Below are 17,508 nucleotides of genomic sequence, written 5' to 3' on the forward strand. Positions count from 1 at the left end.
TCCAGCCGCGCGGGCGCGCCCTCGTCCACATCCCCTCCGTGGACCGGCCGTCGGTCCACAGCCACGGGGTATGCCGGTCGGCCCGGTCGGTGGCGCCCCGTAGGTTGGGTGCCATGACGTCACCCCCCGCCGCTCCCCCCGTTGCCGACGTCGACCCCGACCTGCGCGAGCGCGCGACGACCGCGCTCCGGCGCCTCGTCGGCCGCGACGACGTCGACTTCCGCGACGGTCAGCTCGAGGCGGTCAACGAGCTCGTCGCCGGACGACGGCGCGTGCTCGTCGTGCAGCGCACGGGGTGGGGCAAGTCCGCGGTCTACTTCGTGTCCACCGCGCTGCGCCGAGCCGAGGGTGCCGGGCCGACCGTCATCGTGAGCCCGCTCCTCGCCCTGATGCGCGACCAGATCGCGGCCGCCGAGCGAGCCGGCATCAAGGCCGTCACCCTCAACTCGACGAACGCCGACGAGTGGGGCGCCGTGTCCGGCGCGCTCGCGCGTGGCGAGGTCGACGTGCTGCTCGTCAGCCCCGAACGCCTCAACAACCCCCGGTTCCGCGACGAGCAGCTCCCTGCGCTCGCGGAGTCGTGCGGTCTCCTCGTCGTCGACGAGGCCCACTGCATCAGCGACTGGGGTCACGACTTCCGCCCGGACTACCGGCGCATCCGCGACCTGCTGACGACGCTGCCCGAGCGCACTCCCGTCCTCGCGACGACGGCCACCGCCAACGCGCGGGTCGTCACCGACGTCGTCGAGCAGCTCGGCGCCGGCGGGCGTGACGTCCTGACGCTGCGCGGCCCGCTGGCCCGGGCGTCCCTTCGGCTCGGCGTGCTGCCCCTCGCGGCACCCGAGCAGCGCCTCGCCTGGCTCATCGCGCACCTCGGTGAGCTGCAGGGGTCGGGCATCGTCTACGCCCTGACGGTCGCCGCCGCGGAGGACGTCGCGGTCGCGCTGCGCGAGGCAGGACACCAGGTCGCCGCCTACACCGGACGCACCGAGCCCTCCGAGCGGATCCGGCTCGAGGAGGCCCTGCGCGACAACGAGGTCAAGGCCCTCGTCGCCACCTCGGCCCTCGGCATGGGCTTCGACAAGCCCGACCTCGGCTTCGTCCTGCACCTCGGGGCCCCCTCGTCACCGGTCGCCTACTACCAGCAGGTCGGTCGAGCCGGCCGAGCCACGGAGCGCGCCGACGTCCTGCTCATGCCCGGGCCGGAGGACAAGGACATCTGGCGCTACTTCGCCTCCGCGTCCATGCCCAGGCAGGACCAGGCCGACGCCGTCATCCGCGCCCTGTCCGAGTCCCCCAAGGCGCTCTCCACGGTCGCCCTCGAGTCCATCGTCGACGTGCGCCGCACGCGCCTCGGGCTGCTGCTCAAGGTCCTCGACGTCGACGGCGCCGTCCACCGCGTGCCCGGAGGATGGACCGCCACCGGACAGCCGTGGACCTACGACGCCGAACGCTACGGCCGCGTCTCCGAGGCCCGTGAGCGCGAGCAGCAGCTCATGGTCGACTACGAACGCACCGACCGCTGCCGCATGGCCTTCCTCCAGGAGACCCTCGACGACGACTCGGCCGAGCCTTGTGGTCGCTGTGACCGGTGCACCCAGCCCTGGTTCGACACGACGATCCCCGAAGCCGCCGTCAACACCGCCCGGTCGCGCCTCGAGCGCCCCGGCGTCGTGCTCGAGTCGCGCGCGCAGTGGCCGTCGGGCATGGACCGCCTGGGCGTCCCCCTCAAGGGCAGGATCGCACCCTCGGTGTCGATGCAGGAGGGGCGAGCCGTCGCCCGCCTCAGCGACCTCGGGTGGGGCCAGCGGCTCCGCGAGCTGCTCCGCGGTGAGGACCGGGAGGTCCCGGCCGAGGTCGTCCGCGCCTGCGTCGACGTGCTCGCCGGGTGGGGCTGGCAGGAGCGGCCGACGGCCATCGTCTCCGTGCCGTCGCGTCGGCGCCCGGTGCTCGTCGAGTCGCTCGCCACCGGCCTCGGACAGCTCGGACGTCTCCCCTACCTCGGGGCGCTCGACCTCGTCGAGGGCGGCCCGGTCGGCGAGCCCGGCGGCAACAGCGCCTTCCGGCTCGCCAACGTGTGGGGTCGGCTCGCCGTCGGCTCCGAGCTCGCGGCCTCGCTCAGCGGCGTCCCGGGTCCGGTGCTGCTGCTCGACGACGTCAGCGACTCACGGTGGACGCTCACCGTCTGTGCCGGGCTCCTGCGCGAGGCCGGCGCGCCGGCCGTCCTGCCGATGGCCCTGGCGATGGAGGCGTGACGCGGGTCGGGGGTCGCAGCGAGCACTCGCCCGGGGCCACTAGGGTCGACCTGTGAGTGCCGACGCCCCCGCCGAACCGCGCCCGCTGCCCCCGCTCGAGGACCTCATCGAGGTGCTGACCCTCCGCGACGTCGGCACCGCGCAGATCGCCGTCACCGACGTCCAGGGACGTGACGCCGCCGAGTCGATCGGCGCCTCGTCCGCCCGCGTCTTCGAGGGTCGCAGCCAGAAGATGCCCCATGGGCGCGTCTTCGGTGGCCAGGTCCTCGCCCAGTGCGTCATGGCCGCCGGCATCACCGTGCGCGACCTCAACGACGGCGACGGTGCACGACCGATCCACTCGCTCCACGGCTACTTCATGCGTCCGGGTGACGACACCCTGCCGATCCGCTTCGCCGTCGAGGAGATGCGCGACGGCAACTCGTTCTCGACGCGCCGGGTCCACGCCGTCCAGAAGGGCGCGCCGATCATGTCGATGGTCTGCTCGTTCCAGGAGCGTGCCGGGGGTCTCGACCACCAGAACGCGATGCCGCAGGTCGCCGGACCCGACGGGCTCACGTCCCTCGCCGACGCCTTCCGCGGGGTCGACCACCCCGGCGCCCGGCACATCTCCGAGTCGCGCCCGATCGAGCTGCGACCCGTCGAGAGCAACATGTTCCTCGACGCCGGGCCCGAACAGGTCGCGACGAACCACGTGTGGATGCGCGCCATCGACCGGCTCCCCGACGACCCGCTGCTGCACGCCGCCGTCCTCGCCTACTCCAGCGACTACTCGCTGCTCGAGCCGGTGCTGCGCCGGCACGGCCTCGTCTGGACCGACCGTCGCCTGCGGGTCGCGAGCCTCGACCACTCCATGTGGTTCCACCGCGACGTGCGCCTCGACGAGTGGCTGCTCTACGCCCAGCAGTCGCCGTCGGCCGTGAGCGGCCGTGGCCTGTCCATCGGCGAGATCTTCAGCCAGGACGGCACCCTCGTCGCCACGACGGCCCAGGAGGGCATGGTCCGCGTCAAGGAGTCCTGACACACGAGGTCGGCTCCGCCCCGGAGGACGGGCAGCCCGCCCGTTCAGCACATCGCCTCGCAGACGCGCACGCCGCCGCACTCCTTCGCCTTGGGCGGGCCATTCCCCCTCGCCGCTCGCCCGCTCGCCCGCTCGCCCGCTCGCTCGCCGGCTCGAGCGAGCCCTCACAGTCGAGTGGCCTCGTGGCCCCACGTGCACCAGGTAGGCATGGGACCACTGTGACGTCGCGGCCACTCGAGCGGCGAGCGTGGTGGGGCCACTGTGACTTCGCGGCCACTCGAGTGGGGGTGAGGTCAGACGGCTGTGCGCAGGACCGCGACGTCGTGGCCGTCCAGCCTGACACCGTGGGAGTCGACGATCGGCGACCGGCCCCACGACGCGAGCACGTGCTCGACCTCGCCCGCAAACGGGACGACGCCGGCGCGCCCGGCGAGGTTGGCGACGACGTGGACGGACCCGCGCGACATGATGAGCCACCGAGCGTCCTCGTCGTAGGTCACCGACGTGCCGCGCAGGTCGCCGGAGGCGACGTCGGGCTGCGTGCGCCGCACCTTGATGAGCTCGCGGTAGAAGTGGAGCATCTCGTTGTGTCCCGGAGCGTTCGGCTCGCTCCAGTCGAGCACGCTGTGCGCCCGCGTGGCCGGGTCCTGCGGGTCGGGGACGTCGGCCTCGTTCCACCCGTGAGCGGCGAACTCGGCACGCCGGCCCGTACGCACGGCCTCGGCCAGCCACTCCTCCTCGAAGGAGGTGAAGAAGGCGAACGGGGTGCTCGCTCGCCACTCCTCTCCCATGAAGACCATCGCCGTGAACGGGGAGAGCAGGTAGAGGGCGGCGCCGATCGCCTGCTGACCGGGCGAGACCTGGTCGCTGATGCGGTCGCCCGTGGCACGGTTGCCGACCTGGTCATGGGTCTGGAGGTAGGCGAGGAACTCGTGCCCTGAACGCACCTCCGGGTCGACCCGTGCGCCCCAGACCTCGCCGCGGAAGGTGGAGAGGCGCCCGTCGTGGAGGAACGCGTCGGTGAGCGTCTTGGCGAGCACCGAGATCGAGCCGCCCTCGGGCCACGCCTCGTTGCTGCCGGCGAAGTCGGCGTAGTAGCCCTGCGTCTCCCCGGTGAGGGCGACGTGGAGCGCGTGGTGGATGTCGTCGTCCCACTGGGCCGTCATGCCGCGACCGCCCTCGACGGTGGGCGTCACCATGATGGCGTCGTTGAGGTCGCTCTCCGCGATGAGGTCGAGCGGACGCCCGAGCTCTGTTGCGAGAGAAGCGGTCTCGTCGGAGAGCTGCGCGAGGATGTGCGGCTCCGACGCGTCGCGCAGCTCGTGCACGGCATCGAGCCGGAGGGCGTCGACGTGGAAGTCGCGGAACCACCGGAGGGCGTTGTCGACGACCCAGCGCCGCACCTCGTGGCTGCCGTCGGCGTCGAGGTTGACGGCCGGGCCCCAGGGCGTCGTGTGGGTATCGGTGAAGTAGGGCCCGAACTCGGCGAGGTAGTTGCCGGTGGGACCGAGGTGGTTGTAGACGACGTCGAGGCACACGCCGAGGCCACGACCGTGGCACGCGTCGACGAAGCGCTGGAAGGCGGCCGGTCCGCCGTAGGCCTGCTGCACGGCATACGGCGCGACCCCGTCGTAGCCCCAGCCGTGCGTACCGCCGAAGGCGGCGACGGGCATGACCTCGACGACGTCGACACCGAGGTCGACGAGGTGCCCGAGGTGGGCGATGGCTGCGTCGAAGGTGCCCTCCGGCGTGAACGTCCCGATGTGCAGCTCGTAGAGGACGCCGCCGAGGACGCCACGGCCGTCACGGGTGCCTCGCCACTCACCGTCTCCCCAACGGTGCGCCGCCGCGTCGAAGGTGCGGCTCGGGGCGTGGACGCCGTGCGGCAGCCAGGCGCTGCGCGGGTCGGGCCGCGGGTCGCCGCCGTCGATGCTGAACGCGTAGTCCAGGGTGACGTCGTCCGGACGCGCCCACGTCCACCATCCGTCGTCGCCGGCCGTCATGGCGTGCCGTTGCGCCGCCGAGGTCGGCTCCGCGCCGGACCCGTCGACACGGGCGACGACGACGTCGACCCTGGACGCTGATGGGGCCCAGACGCTGAGCGTGGCGGAGGTCATGACTCGTCCCGTACCCGCACGAGCAGCGCGACGGGCAGGGCGCCGTCGCCGACGAGGTCGGCCAACGGCGTGGGTCCACCGTCGAAGGTGCGCGCGGAGACGACGTCGGACCATGGTCCCTCGGGCAGGTGGAGGGCTGCGTCCCCGAAACCCCCGGTGTCGGCGAGCCGACCGGCGAGACGCGTCACGACGGTCACGACCTCCACGTCCTCGCCCGTGCCCCGCCCGAAGGCGACGACGTGCTCGGAGCCGGTCGCGACCGGGACATACGTCGCGTCCTCACCGGTGAAGCACTCGGGCCATTCACGACGCGTGCGCAGGGCGGCTGTCGTGACGAGGAGCTTCTCGTCGTCGAGGTCCGCCGGGGAGCCGCCGCCGTCGAGACGCGCCAACCGGTCGCGACGGTCGTCGTAGTCGACGAGCCGCCGGTTGTCGGGGTCGACGAGCGACAGGTCGACGAGGTCGGTGCCCTGGTAGACGTCGGGCACGCCCGGCATCGTCAGCTGGACGAGCTTCTGGCCCAGCACGTTGGCGCGTGTCTCGCGCTCCGTCGAGCCGACCCAGGCCTCGACGTGCGCCACGATCTCGGGTGTCGTGACGACGCCCGAGACGAACCGCTGGACCGCAGCCTCGTAGGCCTCGTTCGGGTTGGTCCACCGCGTGTGCAGCTTCGACTCGCGAATCGCCTTGAGCGCGTAGCCCTGCAGCCGCTCCTCGCTGATCGGCCAGGCGCCGACGACGGTCTGCCAGAGGAAGTACTCGGTCAGCGCGTCGAGCTCGGCGGCCCGCACCGGTGCAGCGATCTCTCGAGCCGCCCGCACCCAGGTCGACCACGCCTCGGGCCGCTCGGCGAGCACGAAGAGCCGCGCCCGCACGTCCTCGGCACGCTTGGTGTCGTGGGTCGAGAGCGTCGTCATCGACTGCGGCCACTGCGCGAGCAGGTCCTGCGCGAACGAGTGGAAGTCCGCGGTCGGAAGGCCCACCTGCGTCGGGTCGCCGCCGACCTCGTTGAGCCCGACGAGCCGGACGTAGCGGTAGTAGGCCGTGTCCTCGATCGCCTTGGCCATGGCCGGACCGCACGTCTGCTGGAAGCGCACGACGAACTCGTCGCGCGCCGCGTCGTCCCGGACGTCTCCCTCGCCGAGGGCGAGCTCGACGAGGCCCTGGACCACCGCGTCGTCCAGGGCACCTGAGGCGCTCCTCGCACCACGCGCGGCGGCGGACCGGAGCTCGGCCGCGTCCTCGCTCGCAGCGGGGACTCCCGGCCGGACGTAGACGCGGTAGCGGTCCATCCCGACGAGCATCGCCTCGAGCACCTCCCGCGCGGCGGCCTCCTCGAGGTCCGGGCGCGCGCGGGCGACGAGCCTCATGAGCCGGCTCAGCTCGGTGGCGAGCATGACCTGCACGACCCATCGCTTCGACTCGGTGACGATGGCCCCGAGGTCCTGCCGCTCGCCGAGCAGCTCGGTCGAGAGGTCGTCGAGCGGGGCCGCCCCGGCGGGGTCGACGAAGAGCCCGCTCATGCGCAGCAGGGCGTCGTAGCCGGTCGTGCCGGCGGTGTTCCACGCGTGCGGCAGCGGCTCCTCCCCCTCGAGGATCTTCTCGACGACGACCCAGGCGTCGCCCGTGGCAGCACCGAGCCGCTCGAGGTAGCCCTGGGGGTCGGCGAGGCCGTCGGGGTGGTCGATCCGCAGGCCGTCGATGGCGCCCGAGCGGATCCCGTCGACGAGCAGTGCATGCGTCGCGTCGAAGACCTCGGGCTCCTCGACCCGCACGGCGATGAGCGAGGTGACGTCGAAGAAGCGGCGGTAGTTGAGCTCGGAGTCGCCGACGGTCCACGACGCCAGGCGGTAGTGCTGCGCGTCCAGCAGCTCACCGATCGGCAGCCTCGGGTCCGTGCCGGGCGCGAGGGGAAAGACGTGGTCGTAGTACTGCACGACCGGCTCGCCCTCGTGCTCGGCGACGGAGATCTCCCCGGCCGCAACCGCCTCGTCGAGCGAGGCCCCGAGCACCGGCATGAGGATGCGGCCGTCCTGGGCGTCCCAGTCGACGTCGAACCACGTGGCGTATGCCGACTGCCGGCCCTCGCGGAGCACCGACCACAGCGGGCGGTTGAGCGAGAGCGGCGTCGGCGTCGTCATGTGGTTGGGCACGACGTCGACGACGACGCCGAGTCCGGCCGCGTGCGCCGCCTCGACGAGCCGCTCGAAGGCGGCGTCGCCGCCGAGCCCCTCGGCCACCGTCGTGTGGTCGGTGACGTCGTAGCCGTGCTTGGAGCCCGCCGTGGCCTGCAGCACCGGCGACAGGTAGAGATGCGTGATCCCCAGTGCCGCGAGGTGCCTCACCTGCGCGACCGCGTCGTCGAGCGTGAAGTCCGGTTCGAGCTGGAGCCGGTGGGTCGAGACGGGTGCGCTGGCATACCTCACGCGGTGGCCTCCTCCGTGACGCCCGGGATGATCGGCGAGACGATCTCGCGCGGGCACCTCAGCACGACGATGCTGCGCGGCTGGACCTGGATCTGCCACGTCGCGTCGAGGTGGTTGGCCTCGACCTCGTGCAGTGCCGTGTCGATGACCGGGATCCACTCCGCGCCGTACTCCTCGTCGGGCAGGGTGAACGTCAGCGGCTCGTCGTGGGCGTTGAACATCACGAGGAACGAGTCGTCGAGGATCTGCTGGCCGCGCGGGTCCGGCTCGGGGATGGCCGAGCCGTTGAGGAAGATCATGAGCGACTTGGCGAGGCCGTTGCTCCAGGCCTCCTCGTCCATGTGCTGCGCCTCGGGCGTGAACCAGGCGATGTCACCGAGCTCGCTCTCGCCGCCGTGGTCGGCGTTGCCGGCGAAGAACCGGCGGCGACGGAACACCGGGTGCTCGCGGCGCAGCTTGACGAGCGACTGCGTGAAGACGAGGAGCTTCTGGTCGTCCTCGTCGAGGACCCACTGGATCCACGAGATGTCGTTGTCCTGGCAGTAGCCGTTGTTGTTGCCGCCCTGGGTGCGGCCGAGCTCGTCACCGTGCAGCAGCATCGGCACGCCCTGGGAGAAGAGCAGCGTCGTGAGGAAGTTGCGCTGCTGGCGCAGGCGCAGGTCGCGGATCTCGGGGTCGTTCGTCGGCCCCTCGACGCCGCAGTTCCACGACCGGTTGTGGCTCTCGCCGTCGTTGTTGCCCTCTCCGTTGGCCTCGTTGTGCTTCTCGTTGTAGGACACGAGGTCGCGCAGGGTGAAACCGTCGTGGGCCGTGACGAAGTTGATCGAGGCGATCGGCTTGCGGCCCGAGTGCTCGTAGAGGTCACTGGATCCCGTGAAACGAGAAGCGAACTCGCCGAGCGCGCCGCCCTCGCCGCGCCAGAAGTCGCGCACCGTGTCGCGGAACTTGCCGTTCCACTCGGTCCACAGCGGCGGGAAGTTGCCGACCTGGTAGCCGCCCTCGCCGACGTCCCACGGCTCGGCGATGAGCTTGACCTGGCTGACGACCGGGTCCTGCTGGATGAGGTCGAAGAAGGCCGACAGCTTGTCGACCTCGTGGAACTGGCGGGCCAGGGTCGCGGCGAGGTCGAAGCGGAAGCCGTCGACGTGCATCTCGGTGACCCAGTAGCGCAGCGAGTCCATGATGAGCTGCAGGACGTGCGGGCTGCGCATGAGGAGGCTGTTGCCGGTGCCGGTCGTGTCGTAGTAGTGGCTGAGGTCGTCGCTGACGAGGCGGTAGTAGCTGTTGTTGTCGAGCCCGCGGAACGCCAGCGTCGGGCCCATGTGGTTGCCCTCGGCCGTGTGGTTGTAGACGACGTCGAGGATGACCTCGATGTTCGCCGCGTGCAGCGCCTTGACCATGGCCTTGAACTCGAGCACCTGCTGCCCGCGCTGGCCACCGGCGGCGTACTCGTTGTGCGGGGCGAGGAAGCCGATGGTGTTGTAGCCCCAGTAGTTGGACAGGCCGCGGTCGACGAGCGGCGCGTCCTGGACGAACTGGTGCACGGGCATGAGCTCGATGGCAGTGATGCCGAGGTCGCTCAGGTGCTTGATCATCGCCGGGTGCGAGATGCCGGCATAGGTGCCGCGGATCTCCTCGGGGATCTCCGGGTGGAGCATCGTCAGGCCCTTGACGTGGGCCTCGTAGATGATGGTCTCGTGGTACTCGTGGCGCGGCGGGCGGTCGTCGCCCCAGTCGAAGAACGGGTTGATGACGATGGAGTGCATCGTGTGGCGCACGTTGTCGTCGGTGTTGATCTTCGTCGTCGTCGCGGCCTTGGCGTCGCCGAAGGTGTACGAGTAGAGCGACTGGTCGTTCTCGGCCTGGCCCTCGATGGCCTTGGCGTACGGGTCGAGCAGGAACTTGCTCGGGTTGCAGCGGTGACCGTTCGCGGGGTCGTAGGGCCCGTGCACGCGGAAGCCGTAGCGCTGCCCGGGCTGCACGTAGGGCACGTAGCCGTGCCAGACGAACCCGTCCGTCTCGGGCAGGTCGAGGCGCGTCTCGTTGAGGTCGTCGTCGAGCAGGCAGAGCTCGACGCGTTCGGCGACCTCGGAGAAGACGGCGAAGTTGACCCCCGAGCCGTCGTACGTCGCTCCGAGTGGGTAGGGCTTGCCCGGCCAGATCTCCATGGACCTTCTTCCGTCGTTCGGTCGCGGCAGCGCCGCGGCGCCACGGCGTGGCGACCTGCGGACGACGGTGGCCGCACAGCGCATTCTCCCCTGCCGAGGCCCGTCGAGCGCAAGCGGCCGTATGCCGGTCGGCGCGCCGCGCGGCGACGCGCCGTCCGGGGCGTGGCGGAGAGGGCGCTGGTCAGCCGGCGCGTCCCTGCTTCCAGTACCCCATGAAGGCGACCTGCGGACGGGGCATGCCACCCTCGCCGACGAGGAGGCGCCGACAGGCCTTGACCGTGTCGGAGTCCCCGGCGACCCAGGCATACGTGTCGACACCGCCTGATCGGGGCCGCGCCCGGGCCGTTGACGTGACGTCGTCGCCCGAGGAGCTGTAGGCCGGCGTCTCCCACACCTCGTCGTCGTCGAGGTCGGCGGACGGTCCGAGCAGCCCACGGTCCGCGACAGGACGCGCGTCCGCGTCGAGGCCAAGGCACTCCCGCAGGGCAGCGAGGGTCTGCTCACCCCGGGGGTGGGACCCCCGCGCGATCCAGTGACACCGGATCCCGGCCGGGAAGCGGACGTCGAGGAAGTCCGCGGCGCCCGGCACCTCCACGACGGCCACGCCGCGGGTGCCGGCCGGCAGGGACTCGACGATGGAGGCGAGGGCGGGCAGGGCCGTCTCGTCGGCAGCGAGCAACAGACGCCGCCCCGTCCCCGGCTCGAACTCGATCCCGCCGAAGGCGCGTTCGTGACCGCGGCGGGGGGCGAGCAGACCGATCTCGTCGCCGACGGTCGCAGCCGCCGCCCACGTGCCCGCCGGTCCCGCAGCCGCGTCGGACGCGCCGGGCGTGGCGGGCGTGCCGTGACCGTGCAGCACGAAGTCGACGACGAGCTGGCGCTCGTCACCCTCCCCCTCCACGGCGCGGGCGGTGTACGTGCGCAGGTGCCCACGGTCGGCCTCGGGGAGCGCGAGCCACGCGGCATACCACCCGTCGGGGTCGAGGAGCACGCTCGGGGCCGGCCTCCCCGGCGACGGGATGAGCAGCTTGACACGCTGGTCGAGCGTCGGCCCCTCGGGGCCGAGGTGCTCGAAACCGTTGCCGCCGAAGCGGATCCGGACGAAGGACGGACTGAGTCGCTCGACCCGGCGGACGACGGCGGTGAGCAGCAGGACGGGGCTGACGGTGGTGGTGGTCACGAGGTGGGTCCGCTCTGGTGGTGGGTGGAGGTGGGCACGACGAGCGGCGAACCGGTGACGGGGTCGGCGATGACGCGGCAGCCGAGGCCGAAGACCTGCGCCACGAACTCCTCGTCGACGAGGTCGGCCGGTGCACCGCTGCCGACGAGACAGCCGTCGCGCAGGGCGACGACGTGGTCGGCGTAGCGGGCCGCGAGGTTGAGGTCGTGCAGGACCATGACGACGGTCGTCCCCCGGCTGCGGTTGAGGTCGCGCAACAGGTCCAGGACGTCGACCTGGTGGGCGAGGTCGAGGTAGGTCGTGGGCTCGTCGAGGAGCACGACGTCGGTCTCCTGGGCAAGGGTCAGGGCGATCCAGACGCGCTGTCGCTGGCCGCCGGACAGCTCCTCGACGTGTCGCTCGGCCAGCTCGATGGTCCCGGTCGCCCGCATGGCCCGGACGACGGCCTCGTCGTCCGCCGCCGACCAGCGCCGGACCAGCGTGTGGTGCGGGTGTCGGCCCCGACCGACGAGGTCCACGACGGTGATGCCCTCGGGCACCGGCGGACTCTGCGGGAGGAGCGCGACGCGACGGGCGAACTCCTTGGGTCGCAGCGACCACACGTCGTCGTCCGTGCTGCCGGGCCCGCCGGGGCCGCCGGGGCCGCCGGAGACGAGGTGGACGCTGCCCTCGGCGGGACGCAGCAGGCGTGAGAGCCCGCGCAGGACCGTCGACTTGCCGCAGCCGTTGGGCCCGACGACGACCGTGACCCGGCCGGCCGGCACGTCGAGGTCGAGCCCCTCGACGACCCGGCGACCGTCGTAGGAGAGCGCCAGTCCGCGGGCCTGCAGGGCTACGCCGTCCGTCCTCGTGGGGGCCAGGGTCGTGGAGGTCATGTCAGGCCTTTCTTGCTCGGCCCGCGGTGACGACGACCGCGAGCATGAGGGGGGCACCGAGGGCGCCGGTGACGACGCCGACGGGGAGGTTGACGTCGGGGATGAGGTAGTCGCCGGCGAAGTCGGCCAGCACGACGACGACGGCGCCCACGAGGGCGGCCGCCCACAGGGAGGGCCGGCCACCGCAGAGCCGGCGCGCGACCGGACCCGAGAGGAAGGCGACGAAGGCGATCGGGCCGGTGGCGCTCGTCGCGACGGCAGCCAGCGCCACGGCCACGACGAGCCCGAGACGAGCCCGGCCCGCGGGCGCCCCGAGGGTCGTCGACAGGTCGTCCCCGAGCTCGGCGAGCCGCATCCACCGGGCGCACACCGCGAGCAGGGGGGCCAGCACGAGGACCCCGGCCGCGAGCAGCCCGATGGCGGGCCACGTGGCGCGCGCGAGGCTCCCGGTCAGCCACACGAGGGCCGCCTGGGCGTCCTGGATCGACGTGCGCGTCATGACGAACTGGATGACGCTCGACAGGAGCGCGGCGATGCCGATGCCGACGAGCACCATGCGCTGGCCGGCGAGGACGGTGCCGCGGCCCACCGCATACATGAGCAGGCTGACCGCCACCGCGCCGACGAGGGCCGCCGCCGGAAGCCAGAGCCCCTGGGCGTCGAGGAACGTCAGGGCGATGACGGCGGCGGCGGACGCGCCGAGGCTGATGCCGATGATGTCGGGGCTCGCGAGCGGGTTGCGCAGGGTCGTCTGGAACATCGCCCCCGCGGCCCCGAACGCCAGCCCCGCGAGGAGTCCCATCAGGGCCCGCGGCAGCTTGGCCTCCATGACGATGAAGGAGGCGCCCGGGGCGTCCGGCAGCGTCTCTCCCCGCAGGATGGGCAGCAGGTCGGCGAGCGCGACGACGTAGTCCCCGAGGAGCACGCGCACGAGGACGGCCGCGACCGCGGCCACGGCGAGGGCCGCGATGACGAGGCGCACCCGACGCGCGGGAGCTCGGCGGGCCCGGACGACGCGCGCGAGGTCGGCCGGACCGTCCACCGTCCCGCCGTGGGCACCGGCCTGAGCCGCGGTACGGGTGAGCACGTCGACGGTCACAGGCTCGCCATCCGTCCCCGGCGCACGAGCACGACGAAGAAGGGCACGCCGACGACGGCGGTCATGATGCCGGCCTGCACCTCGCTCGGCTGGGCGACGAGCCGGCCGACCGTGTCGGCGGCGAGCAGCAGCGTCGGCCCGGCGACGAGGCACACCGGGATGATCCGACGGTGGTCGGGGCCGACGACGAAACGGGCGACGTGGGGCACGACGAGGCCGAGGAAGCCGATCGGCCCGGCGAGCGCGGTCGAGGCACCGCAGAGGACGGCGACACCCACGGCGACGGTGGCCCGGGCCAGCAGGACGTTCTCGCCGAGACCGCGGGCCAGGTCGTCGCCGAGGGCGAGGGCGTTGAGCCGGCGGACGGCGAGGAGCACGACGACGAGCCCCACGGCGAAGAACGGCAGCACGGTGACGACGAGGTCGAGCCCCCGCCCCCCGATGGTGCCGACCTGCCAGAAGCGGAAGGAGTCGAAGGACTGCCGGCTGGAGACGAGCAGGCCCGACGACCAGCTGGCGAGGCCTGCCGTGACGGCAGCGCCGGCGAGCGTGAGGCGCAGGGGCGTCACGCCCCCACCGAGGCCCGCGAGCGCGTGGACGAGGACGGCCGCGAGGCCCGCGCCCACCATGGCCCACCAGACGTAGCCGCTGAGCGAGCCGACGCCGAAGACCGAGATCGCGACGACGACGGCCAGACCGGCGCCGGCGTTGACGCCGAGCAGGCCGGGGTCGGCGAGCGGGTTGCGGGTGAGCCCCTGCATCGCGGCACCCGCGAGGGCGAGCGCCGCGCCGACGAGGACGCCCACGACGGTGCGCGCGACTCTTGCCTCGACGATGCCGCGGTCGGCAACGGTGTCGCCGTGCCCCGTGAGCACCTGGAGGACGTCGCCGAGCGGGATGGCCTTGGAACCCAGCACGATCGAGGCGACGACGGCCACGACGAGCAGCCCGAGGAGCAGGGCGGCGAGCGCGGGGGTGCGGCGGCGCGCACCCCCGGCTCCCCCGCCCCGACCTCCGCGGCCCCCGCGGCCCCCGCCCACGGAGGTCGACGGGGCCGCCGGCAGGGTCGCCTCGGCCGAGGCCGTGAGCCCCTCCCGGTCGGCGGTCCGGGTGGCGCCCATCAGGCTGCGTCGGCCTTGTCGGCCGCGGCCGCCACGAGCGGCACGAAGAGCCGGGTCATGTACGGGATCGACAGCGGCGTCGGCGAGCTCATCGTCAGCCCCACCTTCTGGTCCTTCGTCGCCACGAGCGCACCCGCCTTGATCGCCGGCACCTGTCCGACGAGCGGGTCCTTCGTCATGACACCGACCTCCGAGTCCTCCGTGATGTAGGTGAGGAAGACGTCGGCCTCGAGCGTCGAGGCCTGCTCGGCGCTGACGGTCAGGTAGAACTCCTTGGAGTCCTTGGCCTTCTCCTCGACGACGGGCGCGTTCTTCATGCCGAGCTCGGTCAGCATCTGCGGTCGCAGGTCGCTCGGGGTGTAGAAGCCGATCTGCGAGAGGTCGGTCGGCGCGACGTAGCCGTAGATGAAGGTCTTGCCGGCGAGCTGTGGGTACTTCGCCTTCGCCGCGTCGAGCGCCGCGACGGTCTTCGCCTCGACGGCGTCAGCCTGCGTCGAGCGGCCGAGCGCCTTGCCGATCGTCTCGAGCGAGTCCTGCCACGGCGTGCCGTAGGCGACGCCCGGGTAGGCGACGACGGGGGCGAGCTTGCTCAGCTTGTCGTACTCGTCCTTCGTGATGCCGGAGTTCGTCGCCAGGATCAGGTCCGGCTGGAGCCTGGCGATCTCCTCGACGGGGTTGCCGTCGGCGTCGTCGAAGCGCGTCGGGGCGGCGCCGCCGAAGGTGGCGAGCTGCGCGTCGAACCAGTCGGTCGAGAGGTTCGCGTTGCCGCCCCAGGTCACCTTGGGAGCACCGACGGGGGCCACCCCCAGCGCCGCGACGTGGTCGGCGTCGGACCAGCCGAGGGTGACGACACGCTGCGGCTCCTTCGTGATCGTGGCCGTGCCGAAGGCGTCCTCGAGGGTGACCGGGTATGCCGCCGGGTCGGCTCCCGGGGCGCCGGCACCTGCCGCTGCCGTGCCCGCGGGAGTCGGGGCGGCGCCCCCGGTGGGGCCGGTGGGGCCGGTGGTGCAGCTGGCGAGGACGAGGGCCGCGGCGACGGCGGCGAGGAGGGCGGTGCGAAGGCGCGACACGGTGACGGTCTCTCTGTCGGGGACGGGACCCACGCCACCCCTGTCGGACACTCCCCCGAGACGGCATTAGGTGAGGCTTACCTTAGTAAGCCTCACCTAACTGATGTCAAACCCGGCCCGGCACGCGTCCGGCCCCGTGCGCTCGCACGGGGCCGGACGGCATACGTCGTCATCGAATCGCCTTGTGGCGGAAGGGATCCGCCTAGAGCGCGCCACCGAGAGTGACGCCGCCGTCGATCGTCAGCGTCTGACCGGTGACCCACGACGCGTCGGTGCTGAGCAGAAAGCTGACGGCGGCCGCGACGTCCTCGGGCAGGCCGAGACGCTTCATCGGGTAGGCGCGCACGACCTTCTCCTCGCGCCCCTCGTAGAGCGCCTCGGCGAACTTCGTCTTGACTACGGCGGGGGCGACGGCATTGACCCGCACGTCGGGACCGAGCTCGTAGCCGAGCTCGGTCGTCAGGTGGATGAGCGCCGCCTTGGACACGCCGTACCAGCCGATGACGCCGCTCGCGCCCTGCCCCGCGACGGAGGCGAGGTTGACGACCGACCCGGGATGCGCCTCGTCGCCGAGCCCCGCCGCGACGGCCTTCTTGATCCACGAGAAGGCGGCGACGACGTTGACGTCGAGCACCTTGCGCGCGATGTCGAGCCCGGAGTCGAGCATCGGCCCGTAGACGGGGTTGATGCCGGTGTTGTTGACGAGCAGGTGCAGGCCGCCGAACGTCTCGCGGGCCGCGGCGATCACCTCGTCCTGGTGCGCCTCGTCCGCCGCGTTGCCCGCGATGCCGAGGGCGTGCTCGGGGCCGCCCAGCTGGTCGACAGCCTCCGCCAGGGCCTCGGGCCTGCGAGCCGTGATGACGACCTTGGCCCCCTCGGCCACGAGGCGCTCTGCGATGCCGAGCCCGATGCCCCGGCTGGCACCCGTGATGATCGCGACGGCGCCCTCGTGGCGCGCGCCGCGTGCGTCGGCCCCCATCAGAAGCCGAGGTCCCGGCCGATGAGCTCCTTCATGATCTCGTTGGAGCCCGCCCAGATCTTCGTGACGCGGGCGTCGCGCCAGGCGCGGGCCACGCGGTACTCGTTCATGAAGCCGTAGCCGCCGTGCAGCTGCACGCAGTGGTCGAGCACGTCGTTCTGCACCTCCGAGCTCCACCACTTCGCCTTGGCGGCGTCGACGGCGGAGAGCTTGCCCTCGGCGTGCGCCGCGATGCAGTCGTCGACGTAGGCCTCGGCGACCTCGATCTTCGTCACGAGCTCGGCCATGAGGAACTTGTTGTGCTGGAAGGCGCCGATCGGCTGGCCGAAGGCCTTGCGGTCCTTGGCGTACTGGATCGTCTCCTCGAGGATCGCCTTGGCGTGGGCGACGTTCGAGACGGCCGCGCCGACGCGCTCCTGGGGCAGGCGCTGCATCATCGAGATGAAGCCCATGCCCTCCTCACCGAGGCGGTTCTCGTCGGGGACGCGGACGTTCTCGAAGAAGAGCTCGGCCGTGTCGGACTCGTCCATCCCGACCTTGTCGAGCTTGCGGCCGTTCTGGAAGCCCTCCATGCCGCGCTCGACCATGAGCAGCGTGATGCCCTTGGCGCCCTTGGACGGGTCGGTGCGCGCCGCCACGATGACGAGGTCGGCCTGGTAGCCGTTGGTGATGAAGGTCTTGGAGCCGTTGAGGATCCACGAGTCACCGTCACGGACTGCGGTCGTCTTGAGAGCGGCGAGGTCGGAGCCGCCGGAGGGCTCGGTCATGGCGATGGCACAGATGAGCTCGCCGCTCGCCATGCCGGGCAGCCAGCGCTGCTTCTGCTCCTCGGTGCCGAGGTCGACGACGTAGGGCGGGCACACGTCGGAGTGGATGCCGAAGCACGAGCTCGTCGCCGCGTTGAAGCGCGACATCTCCTCGGCGACGACGGCGTTGAAGCGGTAGTCGTCGACGCCGGCGCCGCCGAACTCCTCGGGGATGTCGAGGCCGAAGAAGCCCTGCTTGCCGGCCTCGAGCCAGATGTCGCGCGGGATCGACTTGCCTTCGATCATCTCCTCGGCGCGGGGCGCGAGCGTGCGGGCGACGAACTCCCGCGCCGACGCGCGCATCGCCTCGTGGTCCTCGTCGTAGATGTTGCGGGGCATGGCGTCCTCCATCGGGCGTGCTCACGGGTGCGATGCGCCGGTACCCGTCGGT

General features: G+C 72.1%; 12 protein-coding genes. 2 read left to right on the top strand and 10 right to left on the bottom strand.

Annotated elements, in window-relative coordinates; all coding sequences use genetic code 11:
- Positions 1-113 precede the first annotated feature (113 nt).
- Complete coding sequence (locus tag ACSQ2D_RS13775) at positions 114-2,255, top strand: RecQ family ATP-dependent DNA helicase (protein WP_435986505.1); 2,142 nt, start codon at positions 114-116, stop codon at positions 2,253-2,255.
- Between the two features lie 52 nt (positions 2,256-2,307).
- Positions 2,308-3,276: an acyl-CoA thioesterase gene (locus ACSQ2D_RS13780; RefSeq protein ID WP_435986506.1), complete on the top strand. Its 969-nt coding sequence runs from the start codon at positions 2,308-2,310 to the stop codon at positions 3,274-3,276.
- Positions 3,277-3,569: 293 nt separating this feature from the next.
- Here the strand turns inward: ACSQ2D_RS13780 and treZ are convergent, their stop codons facing one another.
- From treZ to ACSQ2D_RS13830, 10 genes are all read right to left on the bottom strand, one after another.
- The gene (gene treZ, locus ACSQ2D_RS13785; RefSeq protein ID WP_435986507.1) at positions 3,570-5,393 is read right to left on the bottom strand and encodes a malto-oligosyltrehalose trehalohydrolase; all 1,824 of its coding nucleotides are present in this window, start codon (positions 5,391-5,393) and stop codon (positions 3,570-3,572) included.
- Positions 5,390-7,819 (bottom strand): malto-oligosyltrehalose synthase, encoded by a 2,430-nt coding sequence (gene treY, locus ACSQ2D_RS13790; RefSeq protein WP_435986508.1) that lies wholly within the window; start codon positions 7,817-7,819, stop codon positions 5,390-5,392. The genes treZ and treY overlap by 4 nt, the downstream gene beginning before the upstream one ends.
- Complete coding sequence (gene glgX / locus ACSQ2D_RS13795; RefSeq protein WP_435986509.1) at positions 7,816-9,987, bottom strand: glycogen debranching protein GlgX; 2,172 nt, start codon at positions 9,985-9,987, stop codon at positions 7,816-7,818. The genes treY and glgX overlap by 4 nt, the downstream gene beginning before the upstream one ends.
- Positions 9,988-10,168: 181 nt before the next feature.
- Complete coding sequence (locus ACSQ2D_RS13800) at positions 10,169-11,167, bottom strand: siderophore-interacting protein (RefSeq protein WP_435986510.1); 999 nt, start codon at positions 11,165-11,167, stop codon at positions 10,169-10,171.
- Entirely contained in the window at positions 11,164-12,042 is an 879-nt protein-coding gene (locus tag ACSQ2D_RS13805; protein WP_435986511.1) for an ABC transporter ATP-binding protein, read from the bottom strand. Before ACSQ2D_RS13805 ends, ACSQ2D_RS13800 begins: the two co-directional genes overlap by 4 nt.
- A 1-nt stretch (position 12,043) precedes the next feature.
- Complete coding sequence (locus tag ACSQ2D_RS13810) at positions 12,044-13,141, bottom strand: FecCD family ABC transporter permease (protein ID WP_435986512.1); 1,098 nt, start codon at positions 13,139-13,141, stop codon at positions 12,044-12,046.
- On the bottom strand, positions 13,138-14,262 hold the full coding sequence (locus tag ACSQ2D_RS13815; RefSeq protein WP_435986513.1) for a FecCD family ABC transporter permease: 1,125 nt from the start codon (positions 14,260-14,262) through the stop codon (positions 13,138-13,140). Before ACSQ2D_RS13815 ends, ACSQ2D_RS13810 begins: the two co-directional genes overlap by 4 nt.
- A complete protein-coding gene (locus tag ACSQ2D_RS13820; RefSeq protein ID WP_435986514.1) occupies positions 14,262-15,332 on the bottom strand; it encodes an iron-siderophore ABC transporter substrate-binding protein in 1,071 nt (356 codons plus the stop codon). Before ACSQ2D_RS13820 ends, ACSQ2D_RS13815 begins: the two co-directional genes overlap by 1 nt.
- Positions 15,333-15,534: 202 nt before the next feature.
- Positions 15,535-16,311 (bottom strand): SDR family oxidoreductase, encoded by a 777-nt coding sequence (locus ACSQ2D_RS13825; protein ID WP_435986515.1) that lies wholly within the window; start codon positions 16,309-16,311, stop codon positions 15,535-15,537.
- On the bottom strand, positions 16,311-17,456 hold the full coding sequence (locus ACSQ2D_RS13830) for an acyl-CoA dehydrogenase family protein (protein ID WP_435986516.1): 1,146 nt from the start codon (positions 17,454-17,456) through the stop codon (positions 16,311-16,313). Before ACSQ2D_RS13830 ends, ACSQ2D_RS13825 begins: the two co-directional genes overlap by 1 nt.
- Between the last annotated feature and the right edge of the window lie 52 nt (positions 17,457-17,508).

This window comes from Terrabacter sp. LjRoot27, assembly GCF_964254175.1.
GTDB lineage: Bacteria > Actinomycetota > Actinomycetes > Actinomycetales > Dermatophilaceae > Terrabacter.

Bases quoted from the DNA above. Each gene is read 5' to 3' on its own strand.
- ACSQ2D_RS13775 (WP_435986505.1), top strand. From the start codon at position 114: ATGACGTCACCCCCCGCCGCTCCCCCCGTTGCCGACGTCGACCCCGAC.
- treZ (WP_435986507.1), bottom strand. From the start codon at position 5,393: ATGACCTCCGCCACGCTCAGCGTCTGGGCCCCATCAGCGTCCAGGGTC.
- glgX (WP_435986509.1), bottom strand. From the start codon at position 9,987: ATGGAGATCTGGCCGGGCAAGCCCTACCCACTCGGAGCGACGTACGAC.
- ACSQ2D_RS13805 (WP_435986511.1), bottom strand. From the start codon at position 12,042: ATGACCTCCACGACCCTGGCCCCCACGAGGACGGACGGCGTAGCCCTG.
- ACSQ2D_RS13815 (WP_435986513.1), bottom strand. From the start codon at position 14,262: ATGGGCGCCACCCGGACCGCCGACCGGGAGGGGCTCACGGCCTCGGCC.
- ACSQ2D_RS13825 (WP_435986515.1), bottom strand. From the start codon at position 16,311: ATGGGGGCCGACGCACGCGGCGCGCGCCACGAGGGCGCCGTCGCGATC.
- ACSQ2D_RS13830 (WP_435986516.1), bottom strand. From the start codon at position 17,456: ATGCCCCGCAACATCTACGACGAGGACCACGAGGCGATGCGCGCGTCG.